Genomic DNA, 17,017 nt, shown 5'->3' with positions numbered 1-17,017 from the left:
CATCGACCCGGAGCCGGATCATTCCCCGCGTACACGAGGAATGATCCGGCTCCACGTCCCTGAGCAATCCGCGGCCGGCCCCAGGGTTTCCGGCGGCCATGCGGCTCACCCCGCGCTCACCGGCTTCCGCTGCTCCCCTCCGGCAGGATGCCGGTGCGGGCCAGGTCGGCGTACCACCGTGCGCTGGCCTTGGGGATGCGCTTGCCGGTCGGGTAGTCGACGTAGACGGCACCGAAACGCTTGCTGTAGCCGTAACCCCACTCGAAGTTGTCCAGCAGGGACCACAGGAAGTAGCCCCGGACATCGACGCCGTCCCTGATCGCCCGGTGCACGGCCGACAGGTGACCGTGGAGGTAGTCGATGCGTTCGGGGTCGGACACCTCGCCCTCCGGGTTCACGTAGTCGTCGAATGCGGCTCCGTTCTCGGTGATCATCAGAGGCATCGCGGGGAAGTCCGCCTTGAGACGCGTCAGCAGGTCGTACAGACCGCTGGGGTCGACCGCCCAGCCCATCGCCGTGGTGCTGCCCGGCGGCCGGTGGAAGGCGACGTTGTCGGCGCCCGGCCAGGGGCTGTGCTCGCTGGCGCCGTGGCCGTCGGAACCGTGCCGGCCGGTCTCGTCGGTGGCGGCGGAGACGAGCGTCGGCGTGTAGTAGTTGACGCCCAGGAAGTCCAGCGGCTGGTGGATGGTGGCGGTGTCGCCCTCCCGTACGAAGGACCAGTCGGTCAGGCCCGCAGTGTCCCGCAGGAGGTCCTGGGGGTACGCGCCTTCCAGCAGCGGGCCGGTGAAGACGCGGTTGGCCAGTGCGTCGATCCGCCGGGCCGCGTCCAGGTCCTCGGCCGACTCGGTCAGCGCGCGGACGTGATGAATGTTGAGGGTGATGGACGCCTGGGCGCGGGCGGGCAGTTCGGCGCGCAGTGCCTGAACGGCCTTGCCGTGGGCGAGGTTGAGATGGTGCGCGGCCCGCAGGGCGGCGACCGGGTCGGTGCGCCCGGGCGCGTGGACGCCCGAGCCGTATCCCAGGAAGGCGCTGCACCAGGGCTCGTTGAGGGTGATCCAGGTCTTCACCCGGTCTCCCAGCGCATGGGCCGCCAGGGCCGCGTAGTCGGCGAACCGGTCGGCGGTGGCGCGCTCCGGCCAGCCGCCGGCGTCCTCCAGCTCCTGCGGCAGGTCCCAGTGGTACAGCGTGACCACCGGTTCGATGCCCTTCTCCAGCAGCGCGTCGGTCAGAGCACGATAGAAGTCGAGCCCCTTCTGCACGGCCGGGCCGCGGCCGGTCGGCTGTACGCGCGGCCACGACAGGGAGAAGCGGTACGCGCTCACCCCGAGGTCGGCCATGATCTCGACGTCCTCGCGCCAGCGGTGGTAGTGGTCGGTGGCCACGTCACCGGTGTCACCGTTGCGCACCCTGCCGGGCGTGTGCGAGTAGGTGTCCCAGATGGAGGGAGTGCGACCGTCCGCGGAAGCGGCACCCTCGATCTGGTACGCGGCGGTGGCGGTGCCCCAGGTGAACCCCGGCGGGAACCTGTGGACGGCGATGTTCTCCGGGGCGGGCGCGACGCGTCGGATTGCGGTGGTCACGTGGGTCCTTCCGAGTGTGGGGCGGGGCGGGAGAGGCGAAACTGGGTGCGGACTTCGAGGGCCCGCGGCAGCGGGGGAGGGCCCGGCGTTCATCCCTTGACGGCCCCCTGCATGATTCCGCCGACGATCTGACGGCCGAAGACGACGAAGAGGGCGAGCAGAGGCAGCGTGCCGAGCAGAGCGCCCGCCATGATCAGAGACTGGTCGCGCACGTATCCCGCGCTGAGCTGGGTGAGGGCGACGGGCACCGTCGGATTGGTCATGTCGAGCACGATGAAGGGCCAGAAGAAGTCGTTCCAGGCGTGCACGAACGTGATCATGAACAGCACGGCCATGGGAGGCCGGGCGATCGGCAGCACGATGCTCCAGAAGATGCGCAGGGAGTGCGCACCGTCCACCCGGCCCGCCTCGACGAGTTCGTCGGGCAGCGCTTCCGACAGGTACTGGCGCATGAAGAACACGCCGACGGCGCTGACGAGGGTGGGGAAGATGACCGCGGGCAGCTTCTGCCCCCAGCCCAGTTCCGTCATCATCATGAACAGCGGTACGACGCCCAGTTGAGGCGGCACCATCATCGTGCCGATCACGAGCATCAGCAGGATGTTGCGGCCCTTGAAGCGGAGTTTGGCGAAGGCGAAGCCGGCGAGGGTGGCGAACAGCACCGTGGACAGGGCGATCGCACCCGCCACGATCAGGCTGTTGAGCATGGCCTTGCCCAGCGCGGCGTCCTCCCATGCCTTGCCGAGGTTCTCCAGCAGGTGGGGCCCGGGCAGGAAGGGCGGAGGCGTCTGCGTGACGCGCGTGTTGTCGGTCGAGGCCGCCACCATCGTCCAGTAGAGCGGGAACAGCGACACCAGCGCCGCGAACCCCAGCAGGATGTAGGCGACGGGACCCGCGTGGTGCTGACGTCCGGCACCCGGGTGCCGGAACAGTTGGCGGCGCCGGTCACCGGCCGGGGTGGCCTTGCGGGTCTTCCGCGCGGTCGCGGGGCGTGGGTCCGCCGCCTGGACCGGGATGCTGTCTGTGGTCATGGAGATCTCCCGGTCAGGTCCTGCGCGTGATGAGGCGCTTGACGATGCGTTGGACGACGAACACGAGGATGAGCAGCAGGAACATCGCCCAGGCGACCGTGGCGGCCCGGCCCATCTGGTAGTTCTTCCAGCCCTCCTCGTACAGCAGCAGGCCCAGCGTCTGGTACTGGTTGTCCGCTCCTCCGGTGATGCCGTTCGGGCCCTGGCCGAAGATCAGGGGTTCACCGAAGAGCTGGGTGGCGCCGATCGTGGACAGGACGATGGTGAACACGATGGTGGAGCGGATGCCGGGGACGGTGACCTTGAGGAACTGCTGCCACCGCGAGGCGCCGTCGATGGCCGCGGCCTCGTAGCGGTCACGCGGGATCGCCTGCATCGCCGCCAGGTAGAGCAGGGCGTTGTACCCGGTCCAGCGCCAGATGACGATGGACGAAATCGCCGTCTGCGCCGCCCACTTGTTGTTCTCCCAGTCGATGTGGTCGACACCGACCAGGCCCAGCGCCCAGTTGATCATGCCGAAGTCGCGCTCGAAGAGCATCGTGAACACCAGGGCCGCGGCACCGACCGAGGTGGCGTACGGCGTCAGGGCGGCGACGCGGAAGAACGTCGAGCCGCGCAGCTGGTAGTTGAGCAGGTGTGCCAGTCCGAGCGCCATCAACAGCTGCGGCACGGTCGACAGGACGCCGATGGTGAAGGTGTTGGCCAGTGCGTTCCAGAACCGGTCGTCGTCCCACAGCGCCGTGTAGTTGTCGAAGCCGACCCACTCCATGAGGTTCAGGGTGGACAGTTCGACGCGGTGCAGGGAGATCCACGAGGTGTAGATGAGCGGGTAGAAGCTGAAGGCGGCGAAGACGACGAAGAACGGGGCGACGAAGGCGTACGGCGCACCCCGGACGTCGAGGCGGTGCAGCAGCGTGCGGCGCCGCTGGCGCTCCGCGCCGATGCCGGTCGCACCGTCTGGGGGTGTCGAGGTGGAGATGGCCACCGGAAGGCGTCCTTCCTGGACGGGTGGTGAGGCGGGAAGGGGGCCCAGCGCCCACGCGGGCCGTGCGTGGGGCGCCGGGCGGAGGAGGCGGGCAGTGGCCCTGGGTCAGCCGGCGGCCTTCTTGATGCGCTCGTCGGTGGTGTTCCAGGCCTCGTTCGGGCTCTTGTTCTGCGCCTCGATCAGGGTCAGGCCCTGCGAGAAGATGTCCTTGATGGTGCCGTCCTTGCGGCCGAGCACCTGCTCGTCGGGGATCTCCTGGGCGGCGGCGCCGAAGATCTTCCCGATGGGGGCGCCACTGAAGTAGTCCGACTTGGCGTCGACCACTTCGGGCATCTTCAGCGCGGTCTGCGACGAGGGGAAGTTGCCGATCTTCTCGAAGAGGTAGGCCTGCTGCTCGGGGGCGGTGAGCCAGGCGACCAGGTCCTGCGCCTCCTTCTTGACGGGGCTCTTCTCCATCACGCCGAGGAACGATCCGCCCCAGTTGGCGCCCTTGGGTGCCTTGGCGACGTCCCACTTGCCCTTGTTCTTCGGTCCCGCCTTCTCACTGATGTGCGCGAGCATCCATGCCGGGCAGACGGTGCTGGCGAAGGTGCTGTTGGCCAGACCGGGGTCCCAACCGGGCTGGAACTGGCGGAGCTTGGCGGTCAGGTCGGACGTGGCCGCTTCGGAGGCGAGCTTCCACGCGTCCTTGACGACAGGGTTGGTGGCGTAGATCAGCTTGCCCTGCTTGTCGTAGAACTGCTGGGAGTTGCCGTAGATCATGGCGTTGAACAGGCCGCTGGAGCTGTCCATGAAGGCGACCTTGTCGTCCTTCGAGTTCCGCTTGAACTGCTTGCCCGCGTCGACGTACTTCGACCAGTCGCCCTCCCACAGCTTCGCGACCTCGTCACGGTCCGTGGGCAGGCCCGCCTGTGCGAAGAGGTCCTTGCGGTAGCAGACGGCCATCGGGCCGATGTCGGTGCCGAGGCCGATGACCTTCTTGTCCGCGGTGGTGACCTGGCTCTGCTTCCACGGAAGGAAGTGGTCCGTGCCGGCCACGCCGGACAGGTCGACGAACTTGTCCTTCTGGGTGTCGGACAGTTCCTTGGCCCGACCAATTTCTATGCCCTGGATGTCCTTGAGCCCGCTGCCGGCGGCCAGGTGGGTCTGCAGGGCGGTGTAGTAGGTCTGTTCGTCGCCCGCGACGTCCGCCTTGATGACGACGTTCGGGTGCTCCTTCATGTACTTGTCGAGGAGACCGGTCTCCTTGAAGCCCATGACGCCGAAGAGCCCCATGGTGATGGTGACCTTGCCGTCCTTCTTCCCCCCGCCGGTTCCGCCGTCGCTGCCTCCGCAGCCCACGACCAGACCCAGGGCCGACGCGACCGACACCGCGGCCACGACTCTCGTACGCAACTTCCTTCGGAACTTGTCCATTTCGTCCTCCTAGCGGCGGCGCTGACGCACCGGAGTTCGAGCCCACGACTCGCCTGGAAGGCGCGTTTTGTCCGGTGGGCACGTTCCCATTCGACGGTGGGAACGTGCCCACCCGGGAGCCCGCAGCCTCGCCGCCCCGCTGGGCGTCTGTCAAGAAGTTGAATCCACTTCGTTGCGGAAAGATGTCGGCAGCCCGCACCCGGGCCCTGCGGGCACGCTCCGCAGGTCTGGCACAATGCGCAGGTGACAGCCGTCCGGGCAGCACCGAGCGAGGGAGGCGCCATGGGGGACAGGCAACGTCCGACCATCATCACCGTGGCCGCGCGCGCCGGTGTCGGACGCACCACGGTTTCACGAGTCATCAATGGCTCCGAGCTCGTCAGCGAGAAGGCGAGGGCCGCCGTGCTCGCCGCCATCGCGGAGCTGAACTACGTCCCGAACTCGGTCGCCCGCGGGCTCAAGACGAGCCGGACGAACTCCGTGGCCCTGGTGATCCCCGAGTCGGAGAGCAGACTCGGCTCGGAGCCCTACTTCTCGGCCGTCATCCGCGGAGTCAGCACCGCCCTCGCGGAGACCCGCACACAGCTCCAACTGGTGCTGGTACGCGACCAGGCCGAGCGGGACCAGCTCACCGAGTCGGTCGCGGAACGGCGTGTCGACGGGGTGCTCCTGGTCTCGGTGCACGAGCACGACCCGCTGCCGGGACTGCTGGAGGACATGGGGCTGCCCACGGTGCTCGCCGGCCGTCGCTCCCGCGACGAGTCGCTCAGCCATGTGCACTCCGACAACGCGGGCGGGGCCGCGGCGGCCGTCAAGCACCTCCTGGCACGGGGGCGGCGCACTGTCGCCACCATCAGCGGACCGCTGGACATGGATGTGGCACGCAGCAGGCTCCAGGGCTGGCGCGAGGCGCTCGAGAAGGCGGGCCATGAGGCCACGGACCGGCTCGTGACCTCGGCCGACTTCACGGAGGAGGGCGGAGCGGCGGCCATGCGTTCACTCCTTGAACGAGTCCCTGACCTCGACGCCCTGTTCGTGGCCTCGGACGTCATGGCGGCGGGGGCCCTGGCGGAGCTGCGCAGGCAGGGGAGGCGGGTCCCCGACGACGTGGCTGTGGTCGGATTCGACGACTCCATCATCGCCCGGCACACCAATCCGCCCCTCACCACCGTCCGTCAGCCTGTCGAGGAGATCGGCGCGATGATCGCCCAGATCCTTCTGGAGGAGATCGACGATCGCGACAGGCCGCGTCGGCGGGTCACGCTGCCCACTGAGCTCGTGGTACGCGATTCGTCGTGAGTTCGTGAGGGGTGGCGGGTGGGCCACGGTGCTGGAGGAGCGCGAGCACACCTTCCGGCTCGGACGCGCGGCCGCACTCCGCGGCGGGCGCGACGCGCACGTGCGCTCAAGCGTGGCCGTCGATCGTCTGCCCGCGATCACTTGCGAAGACGCGACCGGTACTCGCGAGGGGACATGCCTCGGGAGCGCCGGAAGGCACGGCTGAAAGCGTGCGGAGAGCTGTATCCCACCGCACCGGATATCGACTCGACCGGCTCGTCGGTCTCCCGGAGCCGGACCGACGCCACGTCCATGCGCCACTGCGTCACATACGCCCCCGGCGTCTGTCCGAGAGCGGACCGGAAGTGCCGGGACAGCGTCGCCCGGGAGACACTCGTCGCGGCGGCCAGGGTCTCCGTGGTCCAGGGGCGTTCCGGCTGGGCGTGGATGCATGCCAGGGCATCACGCACGACCGGATCACGCATCGCACCCAGCCACGAGCCGGACCCTTCCTCCGGGTGGCGGGCGAGCCAGGTGCGTACGAACTGGACGAGCAGAAGGTCGACGATGCTGTTGACGGCGGCGGTGGTGCCGATCTGCGGCTGCGCCAGCTCCGCCGCGAGGAGTTCGACGGTCCTTCTGAGCTGTGCGTTCTCCTGGGCTGCGACGTGCATCGGCCGGGAGGAGGTGAGCACCGGTGTGCTCACCTCCGGATCCTGCTCGTAGTGCAGGACGATCACTTCCGTGGTCGCGGGAGCCGACCCCAGGTGGAGGGCACTCCCCTCGGCTACGGCCTGGACCGCCGCCTCACGGTCACAGGGTCCCATCGTCACGCTGGAGCCGCCGGCTATCCCGTGTGCGGTGCCCGGTGACACCAGGACAGCGTCTCCGGCCTGCACCTCCAGGGGTTTCTCACCCGTGACGTGGAGCCACATCGTGCCCCGGGAGACCACGTGCAGCGCCGCTCCCGGATAGGAGTCCAGCCACGCGCCCCAAGTCCCTCCGGCCTTCAGTACGACCCCGAGCGCCCCCCGCGCACCCGAAACCCGCAGGACCTTCGCGAGCACGTCCATGGTTCCCTTTTCGTCGAGCGTCGCGCACGGCGACCGGTGGTGGGCGGTGGGCGGGATCGCATCCGTCCTTGTCGAGGGTTCAGGTCACGTCGAGGACGATCTTTCCTTGCACCTTTCGGGCGAACAGTGCCTGGATGGCGTCGTCGACATCCTTCCAGTCGCCTCGCAGTCCGACCGGTGCCGTGAGCCTCCCAGTGGCTACGAGGCCCAGCAGATCCGTCAGTGCCTCGCTGGTCGGCGTCATGTCGCCATAAGTGGCGATGGTGCGGGGTTCGCCGAAGCCGAACAAGGTCCCCGAGGGGAACGCGGTGTCCTGGTGCGAGGTGAAGCCGACCACGTGCATACTGCCGCCCTCGGCGAGGGAATTCCACGCACGGGCTGCCAGCGGCCCGCCGACCGTGTCCAGGACGAGGTCGAACCGGTCCTCGGTCTCGGCCAGGTCGGTCAGGACCTCGCCGGCCCCGAGTTCGCGGAGTCCGGCGGCCCGGTCCGGCGAGCCGACGAGCGCCGTCACCCGGGCTCCCGCCAGCGCCGCCAGCTGGACGGCGAAGTGCCCCACGCCCCCGCTGGCACCGGTGACCAGGACGTTGCGCGCCAGCACGGAACGCTTGCGCAGCACCCGGAGCGCGGTGACCCCGGCGACGCCCAGCGCGGCGGCGTCGGGCAGATCCACACCCTCGGGGACGATGCCGAGCCAGGCAGAGCTGACAGCCACCCGCTCCGCCCACGCGTAGGGAGCCATTCCCAGCGCGACGCGTGCACCTTCGGGCGGTCCCGAGCCGTCGGATGCGGCGCGCACCACGACGCCCGCCGCGTCGTGGCCGTGCACGGCGCCGGCCGGCCACTCGTGCGGGTACCTCAACTCGCCGAGATTGAGACCGATGTGCCGTATCTCCACCAACGCCTCACTGGCGGACGGCACAGACTCATCGACATCGGCGAACCGGACGGGCCCGGCCTCGCTGTGATCGACCACAAGGGCGCGCATAAGGATTGCTTCCTTCTCTCAGGGACGCGCCTGGACACTCGGCGCGGCAGCGGATCGAGTGCGTGGAATGCCGCACTGCCGCCTTCTGAAAACCCTACGCACGACCAGGACAGCGACCAGCCCCGTGAGGATCAATCAACTGACGATCTGTATCAGGCGACTCGTGGCCCATCCACGCCGGCGACGCCACCCCTCGTGGCGGAGTGGGTCCGCCCACGGCGGATGGCAAGTCGTCCACGCCCAGCACAGTCGGCGTGCTGGGCTGCGGGTCGGGTAGCGCGATGACCCTGCGCAGCGGGCCATCCGGCCCGCCGGGAAGCAGAGTTGGGCAGTCAGTCGGGCGCCGACTCGTCCGGCGAGCCCGAGCCCATGCTGGAGTTGAGGGGCGGTGGAGTTTGGCGAGCCAGTCGCGGGCGGTGTGGGCGATCCGGGTCCGCTCGTCCAGGGCAGACCGCACTTCCGTCGCCTTGTCCGCTTGCGAGGCGCTGCGGCGCGGCTCCTGGCGCGGGTTCTCCACGTTCTGGAGATCGAGAACAGCAAGCTCCGAGGCGACCAACGCCGTTATGTCAGCAGCCGGCCGCCCATTCCTCCGTCCCGGACTTCAGCCGTCGGCGGCGCCCGCCTTCTGGGTAGCGGCCCAGGAAGCGAGCAGGCGCAGTCCCTCTTCGTCGGCCGAGCCGGGTTCGGCGGTGTAGACGGTGAGGGTGAGCCCAGGCCAGGCGGCCATTTCCAGGCCCTCGTAGGCGAGGGTGAGGTCGCCGACCGCGTGGTGGTGGAAGCGTTTGGTGCCGGTGCCGTGGAGGCGGACGTTGTGGGCGCCCCAGCGGGTGCGGAACTCGGGGCTGCGGGTGGACAGCTCGCCGACTAGTTCGTGGAGGTCCTTGTCGTGGGGGTTGCGGCCGGCCTCGGTGCGCAGGATGGCCACGGCGATGTCGGCGGCCTGGTCCCAGTCGGGGTAGAAGCGGCGGGAAGCGGGATCGAGGAACTGGAAGCGGGCCAGGTTCGCTCGGTTGCCGGGCGTGGCGTAGACGTCGGTGTAGAAGGCGCGGGCGAGCTCGTTGGCGGCGAGCAGGTCCATGCGTCCGTTGCGGACGAAGGCCGGGCCGGCGGTGATGGCGTCCAGGACCCACTGCAGGCTGCGGTGCGGCTTCCATGGCGTGGCCCGCCGCCGGGGGCGGGTGAGGGCGTCGGAGCCGTCGGCGGCCTGCGCCAGGTTCAGGAGGTGGGCGCGTTCGGCGTCGTCGAGCCGGAGGGCGCGCGCGACGGCTTCGAGGACGGCCGGGGAGGCACCGGCGAGGTTCCCGCGCTCCAGCTTGGCGTAGTACTCCACGCTCACATCGGCGAGCGCGGCGACCTCGCTGCGACGCAGACCCGGTACCCGCCGGCGGCTCCCCGAGGGCAGGCCCGCCTGCTCGGGAGTGATCTTGGCTCGCCGCGAGGTCAGGAACTCGCGGGCCTCTGCTCGATTGTCCACGCCTTCGACGGTACGTCCCGTCCGCGCCCTCAGGGATGTACTGCCAGTACACCCCTTGACGGTGTCTCGTTCTCCGTGCGAGGAGAGGGTTGGCTGGATGACGTGGTGCTTCTCGCCCGGTCATCATGACGGGATCTTGCGCCTGACCCTGCACGCAGTGACGGCCCCGGCACCCGGGATCGCACGCCTCAGCACGCGAAGGAAGCTCATCTATGCGCGGCGCAGTCATTCACGCCCCCGGCGACGTCCGCTTCGAGTCCCTGGAGGACCCGAAGCTGCTCCACCCCACCGACGCGATCATCCGTACGGCCGTCACCTGTGTCTGCGGCTCCGACCTGTGGCCCTACCGCGGCGCCGAACCGATCGGCGACCCGCATCCGATGGGTCACGAGTACGTCGGCTTCGTCGAGGAGGTCGGCTCCGAGGTCACCGCGGTGAAGCCGGGACAGTTCGTCGTCGGCTCCTTCGCCACCTCCGACAACACTTGTGTGAACTGCAGGAACGGCTTCCAGTCCAACTGCCTGCACCGTGAGTTCATGTCCACCTGCCAGGCCGACTACGTGCGTGTCCCCAACGCTCAGGGCACCCTGGTCGCCACCGACGAGGTGCCCGGCGAGGAGTTCTGGCCCGGCCTGCTTGCCGTCTCCGACGTCATGGGCACCGGCTGGTGGGCCGCGGACGCCGCCCAGGTGCGGCCCGGCTCGACCGCCGTGGTGGTCGGCGACGGCGCGGTCGGCCTGTGCGCCGTGATCGCGGCGAAGCAGATGGGCGCGGAGCGGATCATCGCCATGTCCCGCCACGCCTCCCGTCAGAAGCTCGCCCAGGAGTTCGGCGCCACCGACGTGGTCACCGAACGCGGCGACGAGGGAGTCGAGAAGATCAAGGACCTGACCGGTGGCATCGGGGCCGACAGCGTCCTGGAGTGCGTCGGCACCGCCCAGTCCATGAGCCAGGCCCTGCACTCGGCCCGGCCCGGCGGCAGCGTCGGCTTCGTCGGCGTCCCCCACGAGGTCGCCGTCGACGGGCAGGAGCTGTTCTTCTCCCACGTCGGCCTGCGTGGCGGACCAGCCCCCGTGCGCCGCTACCTGCCCGACCTGATCGACCGCGTCCTCACCCGAGCCATCGACCCGGGCAAGGTCTTCGACCTCACCCTGCCTCTGGAACAGGTCGCCGAGGGCTACAAGGCGATGGACGAGCGCCGTGCCGTCAAGACCCTTCTGACGCCCTGACCCTCCCGACCGGACAAGGCAAGGAGCACTCCGTGCAGATCACCCGCAGCTCGATCAACACCGCAAAGGGCCCGGCCGACTGGTTCACCGGTGACGTCTACATCGACGCCGTCGCCGCGGCCCCGGCTCCCTCCCGGGTCACCGCGTCCCTGGTGCACTTCATGCCCGGTGCCCGCACCCACTGGCACCGCCACCCGCTGGGGCAGACCGTCTTCGTCACCGAGGGCGTCGGCCTGTGCCAGCGCCGCGGCGGTCCCGTCGAGGTCATCAGGCCCGGCGACCGTGTGCTGTTCGAGGCCGACGAGGAGCACTGGCACGGCGCCGCTCCGAACCGGCTGATGGTCCACCTGGCCATCAACGAGGGCGACGAGGACCACGACGTCGTGCACTGGCTGAGCCCGGTCACCGACGACGAGTACACCGCCGCCCCGGCCACCGACTGACACCGCGGCCTTACCCGTCCTCACTCGAAAGGTGACCGTGACCACGTTCGCCCTGGTCGGCGCCGGCCCGGGCCTGGGGTTGGCCGCAGCCCGTCGTTTCGGCGCCGTCGGCCACCGGCGCCCTCGCGCCCGAACGCAAGGGTGACGGTGTCCAAGCGCGCGGCTTCGCCGCCGACGTCCTCGCCCCCGGTTCCCTGACCGTGGCCCTGCACGCGGCGGCCGAGGAACTCGGGCCGATCGAGGTCCTCCAGTTCAGACCGGTGCCGCGCGGTGACTTCATGAAGCCCGTCGTGGAGAGGAGTGCTCGGACGCCGAAGTGCTGGTGCGAGGCCCTCACCCGGTCACGAACGTCGTCAGACTCTGCGCCGGCAGCTGCCCGGTGAAAGAGCCGTTCGACACGGTGATCCTGCTCTGTGACGCGAGCGTCCTGCCGGCGTCCGTCAGCCAGGAGGACACGTTGGTCGAGGCGTTGTTCTGCAGGATGAACTGCTGACTCACCTGCGAGGTCCCCTTGTTGACGGCGACGATGACCAGCCGGGAGCCGCTTCCCCTGTACGCCGAGAGGTAGACGTTGGACTGCGGGTTCGCGGTCACGGCGATCCGAACGTGCCCTGGGCGGACGTACTTCGAGAAGTGCGCCATGGCGGCGCCGCGCTTGCTGATCCGGCCGTCCTCGCGCATGGGCCCGTAGCCGCGCCGGATGTACCACCACACGTACGCCTGGAACTGGGCGTCCACCATCGCGCGGTGGACGTGTTCCCCCACGTCCAGTGCTTGCGGCCAAAGGTCGGCCGAATCACTGCTGTTGGGGTAGTAGACCTCGGTCATCCACAGCTCCTTGCCCGCGCCCTTCTGCTGGAAGAGGGGGTAGGGGAAGTTCTGGAACGAGGTGCCGTAGAGGTGGGCTCCGAGGATGTCGAGGTTGGCGAGGGCCGCGGAGTCGTTGAGGATCGGGTCCGAGAAGCTCTTGACGTACTGGAAGGACTCCGGAGCGATCACCTTGGTGCTGATCGAGCCGGCGTTCTCCCGCAGGAACCTGGTCATCTCTGTGGGCGTCCACCAGGTCCAGTCGTGGGCGTAGTCGGGCTCGTTCTGCACAGAAATGGCGTACAGGTTCACGCCGTTGCTCCGCATGAAGGCGACGAAGTCGTTCAAGTGCTGCGCGTAGGCGCCGTACATGTCGTACCGGAGCCGCTTCGCGTTGGTCTGCTGGCCGCGGACGAAGGTCTCGACCATCTGGGCGGGGGGATTCCAAGGCGAGGCGAAGACCGTGGCCCCGAGCTCGATGGCCCGCTTCGCCGTCGCGACCTCACGGCTCCAGTTCGCCTTGTCCTCCGAGACGAAGATTCTCAGCATGGAGAAGCCGAGCTGTCCGTCTCCGTTGCCGAATGCCGTGTCGCGCTGGGCAGATGTCAGGTCACCGATCCACAGCGGGTGGTTCATGCCGCCGAATCCCCGGATCGTCTGCCGGGCCGCCGACGGGTCGACGGTCACGGCGGCGGCTGCCAGGGACTCGGTTCGGGACGCTGCCACCGCCGGTGCCGCGGCCGCGAGGACCGGCAGGGTGCCGAGGGTCGCGAGGACGGCCCGGCGGCTGGGAAGCGGAAGTGCCGGACCTGTGCTGCCGGTATCGCTACGGTGCAACGACATTGCTCCTCCGTCTGGACGTGACGCTGATGTGGGCTTTCTCGGCTGCGCCTCGCTGCTTCGACGTCATCTGCCGCCGCGCGCACCCGTCACGGGCGAAATTTTCGGGACGGGCGTGGTGAGGTGCTCGTGCACTGTGCAGGTAGAGCCTGAATCTGACGCGCCGGACTGAGTGGGAGCGCTCCCTCTTGTCGAATGTTTCGATGAGGTTACCGATCGTGAGGCGTGTAGGGACCGTAGGATCACCGCTCTCCGGCGTCAAGGCTCAGGGGCATCGTTGGCTCGTCTGCGACGGCAGCGGCGTCATGGGGCGGACCGTGCGATGGTCCTCTCTGCTGTGGCCCCGGCGGTGGTCGGCGCCGCTGTCCCTGGCCGGCCGGCGATCCACCACCACGCCACGTGCCAGTTCGCCTGCGTGTATGTCGTGGCGCTGGTGGAAGCCGGTGGGCTGCCCTGTCATGGCCGGAGACACTTCCAGGGGGCGTGTCTACTCTGGCGCGTATGGGAGGGCACATCCGAAAACGCACTTCGACCCGTGGAACCGGCCGTTCGGAGAACGGCGGTGTGGTCCATGACCGGTACTGGGGGAGAGAGGTGCGAAGCGCGCTGATCTGGGGCGCCGGGTTCTTCGCAGCGCTCATGCTGCTCGACTGGGGGCTCGTGCGGATCACCGTCATGCGGTCGGCCGGATGGGCCGTGCTCGCCGTGGTGCTCTCGATCGTCCTGACGCCACCACGCCTGAGTGCGCGGGCCGGCGGGCTCGAAGCGCGGGGACTGATAAGTCGACGCCGAATCCGGACAGACCGCCTGGTGGCTGTGGACGTGTCCGACGGAATCACACAGCGACTGGTGCTGAGTGACACATCCGGCGGCCGGCTGGAGCTGGATCCAAGGGTTCTGATCACCAACCCCCTGCTGTGGCACCACCTCGAACGCGGCGCGCAGCGTGCCCTGGAGCGGGGCACGCTACGGTGCGGCGGGCCGGCCCTGGAGCGTCTGGGCAGACGGATCGACGCCGAGGTGTGCCGGGAGATCTCGCGTGCTTCCGGTTTGGAGTAGTCGGCACGTGCGCCGGTTTCACCGAGCAGTCAGGTGGTGCTCGACGCTCCAGCCGCGCCCAGCAGTTCGTGCAGCAGGTGGGAGGCCGTGATCACACCCAGCAAGCGGGTACCGCCCTGCTTCCGGCCGCTCGTTCCGGTTTCGGCCTTCTCGGCGACCGCCACCAGCGGGCTGCGTACCTGCGCCATCAGCGCGGCCACCTCCAGCGCGGTGTCGTCGGGGTCGGCGACCGGCGGCGGGGTCGCCTGGCCGGACAGGCAGTCCCCCACGCGGCGCCCGGCAAGTGCCTGGCAGAGCCGGTCGGCGTGCTTCTCGTCGACGACGGCGGCGAGAGCCGGATCCTCGACGACGTAGGCCGGCACCAGCACTTTGATCATCTGGGAGGCTGGAAGGATCGCCCTCGGCTCGCCCCGCTCGTCCAGCACCAGCAGGGCCGGCAGCTTGTGCTCGGCCATCAGGCGGGCCGCGTCCATGGCGTCGCTGTCGACGCTCACCGTTTCGTATTCGACCGCCAGGTCACGAGCGCGCACGGCGGGCTCCTCCTCCGATGGAAATGTTCCCGGTCCCAGCGTCGTACGGTTTCGGGCCGCGGGCCAGGTCATTGACGAGGAACATACGCCGTGGCCGCGGGTTCACCGTGGCGTCCCGGCTCTGGCGGGTCTCTCCTCGACTGCATGAGACCGCGCAGCCGCCGACAGAACCGCTCACTGAGCTGTGATCCGCCGATGAGCCCGGCGGAGAACATCAGCACGCCGGCCTCCAGGCTCACGCGGATGCCCCATGGGCTCGTACGACGTCGGACTCGACGGGGTGCCCGGCCCCGCAACGAGGCGGACGCCAGGGGGAGGGCGCATGCTGACCATCCGATCGGCCAGAGCCAGGGGAACCGGGTGCGCACTCCATATCAGGGCGCCGCCCAGGAGCGGAACAAGGCTCTGTGCGGCCACGGTCCCTGGCAGGTGCCGGACCGCGGCGTGCGCCCGGGCGGTTCGAGGACCGTCGGGGCGCACTGCCCCACCGGGTGTCCGATGTCAGCCGGTCACCTCGTGTCCGATGTCAGCTGGTCACCTCGATCTTTCCGTTGGCTTCGGCGGGCGTCGGGCCTGCGGGCTGCGCGACCCTTCCCCGCTGGGTGATGTTCTTCAGCAGCTCGGCGAGGTCGACTCCGGTGGTGGAGCCGAGGAGTTCGACGCCCTGGGCGACGTTGTCGGCCACGGTCCGTGACAGCTGGCTTGCCCCGTCGGTGGAGATGACCGTCATCTTGTCGATGGCGCTGAGCGGCTCGGACGCCTTGGCGACCACGCTGGGCAGGACCTCGACGAGCATCTGCAGCACGGCCGCATCGCCGTACTGGGCGAACGCGTCGGCCTTCTTCTGCATCGCCTCGGCCTCGGCGGCACCCTTGGCACCGATTGCGGCGGCCTCGGCCTCGCCCTCGATCCGTACGGCGTCGGCGAGCGCCGCGCGGTGGGCCTTCTCGCCCTCACCGGTCAGCCGGGAGCGCTGGGCGTCCGCTTCGGCCTGCTTGACCAGGGCGATGCGGCGGGCTTCGGCCTCCTGTTCAGCCTGGTAGCGGGCGGCGTCGGCGGGCTTGCGGACCTTGGTGTCCAGTTCGCGGTCGGTCAGCGCGGCCTGCCGCTCGGCGACCTTCTCCTGCTCGCTCAGTACCTCCTGCGAGCGGGCGGCCTCGGCCAGCGGGCCCGCGGCGGCGGCGCGTGCGGCGGCCTCGTCCGTCTCGGCCTTGATCTCGGCCTGCTTGAGCGCGAACGTCCGCTGGGCGATCGCGATTTCCTCCTCGGCCTTCAGCCGCGCCTGCTCGGCGGCCCGCCGGGCGACGGCCTCGGCGATGTCGGCCTCCTGCTTGGCACGGGCGGCCTCCGGACGGCCGAGGTCTTCGAGGTAGGAGCCCTCGGTGCTGATGTCCTGGATCTGGAAGGCGTCCAGGACCAGCCCCTGCCCCGACAGGCTCGCCTCCGCCTCCTCCGCCACCTGTCCGGCGAACGCCGCCCGGTCGCGGATGATGTCCTCCACCGACATCCGGCCCACGATCGCCCGCAGTGCACCGGACAGCACTTCCTGGGTGAAGCCGACGATGCCGTCCTGCTGCATCAGGAACCGCTGCGCGGCAGCCCGGATGGAGTCCTCGCTGCCGCCGACCTTGACGATGGCAACGCCTTCCAGGTGCGCCTTGACACCGCGCAGGGTGACGGCGCCGCGCACTGCTACCGGGATGTGCCGCGAGGAGAGGTCCAGGGTGAACTTCTGCTGCACGAACGGAACGACGAACACGCCGCCCCCGACCACGACCTTCTGCCCGCTGTTGTCGGTGAAGATCCGGCCGGTCTCCGGATCGGTGGCCTTCTTGCCGCGCCGGCCGGTGACGATGAACGCCTCACTGGGGCCGGCCACCTTGTAACGCGTGACAACGACCAGAGCCAGCAGAACCAGGAGTACGAGGACTCCCACGACCGCGACGAGGACAGAACTCATGACAACGCCCCTCTTTGGAACCAGTCCCCGGAGTGCGGGGCGGAACGAACGAACAACAACGTCGAACGGGAATGACTCAGCGGTCGACCGGGCGGACCGCGACGGCGGTCGCCGACAGGGTTTCCTCGACCCACACCTCGGTGCCGCGCGCTACGGCCGCAGCGCTCCTGGCGGCGTACTTCACCGGCTGGCCGGCCAGGTGCACCAGCACCTCGCCGTAGCCGTCGGCCGGGATCGGCGTCACCACGGAGCCCGAACTGCCCACCAGATCCCTGCCGCGCGGGGTGGTACCGGGTTCGTCCCGCATCAGGGCCCGGCTGAGGC

General features: G+C 69.4%; 14 protein-coding genes and 2 pseudogenes. 5 read left to right on the top strand and 11 right to left on the bottom strand.

Going from position 1 to position 17,017, the window contains the following annotated elements:
- Positions 1-116: 116 nt before the first annotated feature.
- From EHS43_RS02995 to EHS43_RS02980, 4 genes are all read right to left on the bottom strand, one after another.
- A complete protein-coding gene (locus EHS43_RS02995) occupies positions 117-1,580 on the bottom strand; it encodes a GH1 family beta-glucosidase (protein WP_125188958.1) in 1,464 nt (487 codons plus the stop codon).
- Between the two features lie 89 nt (positions 1,581-1,669).
- Positions 1,670-2,611, bottom strand: coding sequence for a carbohydrate ABC transporter permease (locus tag EHS43_RS02990; protein WP_125188957.1), 942 nt, complete (start codon positions 2,609-2,611; stop codon positions 1,670-1,672).
- Between the two features lie 13 nt (positions 2,612-2,624).
- On the bottom strand, positions 2,625-3,554 hold the full coding sequence (locus EHS43_RS02985; RefSeq protein ID WP_260470364.1) for a carbohydrate ABC transporter permease: 930 nt from the start codon (positions 3,552-3,554) through the stop codon (positions 2,625-2,627).
- 147 nt (positions 3,555-3,701) lie between these two features.
- Positions 3,702-5,012 (bottom strand): ABC transporter substrate-binding protein, encoded by a 1,311-nt coding sequence (locus EHS43_RS02980; protein WP_125188955.1) that lies wholly within the window; start codon positions 5,010-5,012, stop codon positions 3,702-3,704.
- Positions 5,013-5,294: 282 nt separating this feature from the next.
- Here EHS43_RS02980 and EHS43_RS02975 point away from each other — a divergent pair, with 282 nt between their 5' ends.
- Complete coding sequence (locus EHS43_RS02975; protein WP_125188954.1) at positions 5,295-6,311, top strand: LacI family DNA-binding transcriptional regulator; 1,017 nt, start codon at positions 5,295-5,297, stop codon at positions 6,309-6,311.
- Positions 6,312-6,448: 137 nt separating this feature from the next.
- Here EHS43_RS02975 and EHS43_RS02970 read toward each other — a convergent pair whose 3' ends face one another.
- The 3 genes from EHS43_RS02970 to EHS43_RS02960 form a co-directional block, all read right to left on the bottom strand.
- Positions 6,449-7,363, bottom strand: coding sequence for an AraC family transcriptional regulator (locus EHS43_RS02970; protein ID WP_125188953.1), 915 nt, complete (start codon positions 7,361-7,363; stop codon positions 6,449-6,451).
- Positions 7,364-7,442: 79 nt separating this feature from the next.
- Complete coding sequence (locus tag EHS43_RS02965) at positions 7,443-8,351, bottom strand: zinc-binding dehydrogenase (protein WP_125188952.1); 909 nt, start codon at positions 8,349-8,351, stop codon at positions 7,443-7,445.
- A 601-nt stretch (positions 8,352-8,952) separates the two neighbouring features.
- Positions 8,953-9,825, bottom strand: a complete 873-nt coding sequence (locus tag EHS43_RS02960; RefSeq protein WP_125188951.1) for a helix-turn-helix domain-containing protein — start codon at positions 9,823-9,825, stop codon at positions 8,953-8,955.
- A gap of 212 nt (positions 9,826-10,037) precedes the next feature.
- Between EHS43_RS02960 and EHS43_RS02955 the strand changes: the two genes are divergently transcribed.
- The 3 genes and pseudogenes from EHS43_RS02955 to EHS43_RS47365 all read left to right on the top strand — a co-directional run.
- Complete coding sequence (locus EHS43_RS02955; protein ID WP_125188950.1) at positions 10,038-11,054, top strand: zinc-dependent alcohol dehydrogenase family protein; 1,017 nt, start codon at positions 10,038-10,040, stop codon at positions 11,052-11,054.
- Positions 11,055-11,086: 32 nt separating this feature from the next.
- Positions 11,087-11,497, top strand: a complete 411-nt coding sequence (locus tag EHS43_RS02950) for a cupin domain-containing protein (protein ID WP_125188949.1) — start codon at positions 11,087-11,089, stop codon at positions 11,495-11,497.
- 37 nt (positions 11,498-11,534) lie between these two features.
- Positions 11,535-11,802 (top strand): annotated as a pseudogene (locus EHS43_RS47365) (dehydrogenase); the annotation flags it as partial.
- Between the two features lie 28 nt (positions 11,803-11,830).
- Here the strand turns inward: EHS43_RS47365 and EHS43_RS02940 are convergent.
- Entirely contained in the window at positions 11,831-13,147 is a 1,317-nt protein-coding gene (locus tag EHS43_RS02940) for a glycoside hydrolase family 30 beta sandwich domain-containing protein (RefSeq protein WP_125188948.1), read from the bottom strand.
- A 591-nt stretch (positions 13,148-13,738) separates the two neighbouring features.
- On the opposite strand from EHS43_RS02940, the gene EHS43_RS02935 reads away from it, so the two are divergent.
- A complete protein-coding gene (locus EHS43_RS02935; protein WP_260470360.1) occupies positions 13,739-14,203 on the top strand; it encodes a hypothetical protein in 465 nt (154 codons plus the stop codon).
- A gap of 29 nt (positions 14,204-14,232) precedes the next feature.
- Here EHS43_RS02935 and EHS43_RS02930 read toward each other — a convergent pair whose 3' ends face one another.
- From EHS43_RS02930 to EHS43_RS02920, 3 genes and pseudogenes are all read right to left on the bottom strand, one after another.
- Positions 14,233-14,733, bottom strand: a complete 501-nt coding sequence (locus EHS43_RS02930) for a CBS domain-containing protein (RefSeq protein WP_125188947.1) — start codon at positions 14,731-14,733, stop codon at positions 14,233-14,235.
- A 526-nt stretch (positions 14,734-15,259) separates the two neighbouring features.
- On the bottom strand, positions 15,260-16,693 hold the full coding sequence (locus tag EHS43_RS02925; RefSeq protein WP_125188946.1) for a flotillin family protein: 1,434 nt from the start codon (positions 16,691-16,693) through the stop codon (positions 15,260-15,262).
- 76 nt (positions 16,694-16,769) lie between these two features.
- Positions 16,770-17,017, bottom strand: a pseudogene (locus EHS43_RS02920) (hypothetical protein); the annotation flags it as partial.

The sequence above is a fragment of the Streptomyces sp. RP5T genome (assembly GCF_003933965.1).
Taxonomy (GTDB): Bacteria; Actinomycetota; Actinomycetes; order Streptomycetales; family Streptomycetaceae; genus Streptomyces.
Note: the sequence above shows the minus strand (reverse complement) of the source record. Positions and strands in the feature narration are given on the sequence as shown.

Coding starts and splice junctions, on each gene's coding strand:
- EHS43_RS02990 (WP_125188957.1), bottom strand. CDS start 2,611: ATGACCACAGACAGCATCCCGGTCCAGGCGGCGGACCCACGCCCCGCG.
- EHS43_RS02980 (WP_125188955.1), bottom strand. CDS start 5,012: ATGGACAAGTTCCGAAGGAAGTTGCGTACGAGAGTCGTGGCCGCGGTG.
- EHS43_RS02975 (WP_125188954.1), top strand. CDS start 5,295: ATGGGGGACAGGCAACGTCCGACCATCATCACCGTGGCCGCGCGCGCC.
- EHS43_RS02970 (WP_125188953.1), bottom strand. CDS start 7,363: ATGGACGTGCTCGCGAAGGTCCTGCGGGTTTCGGGTGCGCGGGGGGCG.
- EHS43_RS02965 (WP_125188952.1), bottom strand. CDS start 8,351: ATGCGCGCCCTTGTGGTCGATCACAGCGAGGCCGGGCCCGTCCGGTTC.
- EHS43_RS02955 (WP_125188950.1), top strand. CDS start 10,038: ATGCGCGGCGCAGTCATTCACGCCCCCGGCGACGTCCGCTTCGAGTCC.
- EHS43_RS02940 (WP_125188948.1), bottom strand. CDS start 13,147: ATGTCGTTGCACCGTAGCGATACCGGCAGCACAGGTCCGGCACTTCCG.
- EHS43_RS02925 (WP_125188946.1), bottom strand. CDS start 16,693: ATGAGTTCTGTCCTCGTCGCGGTCGTGGGAGTCCTCGTACTCCTGGTT.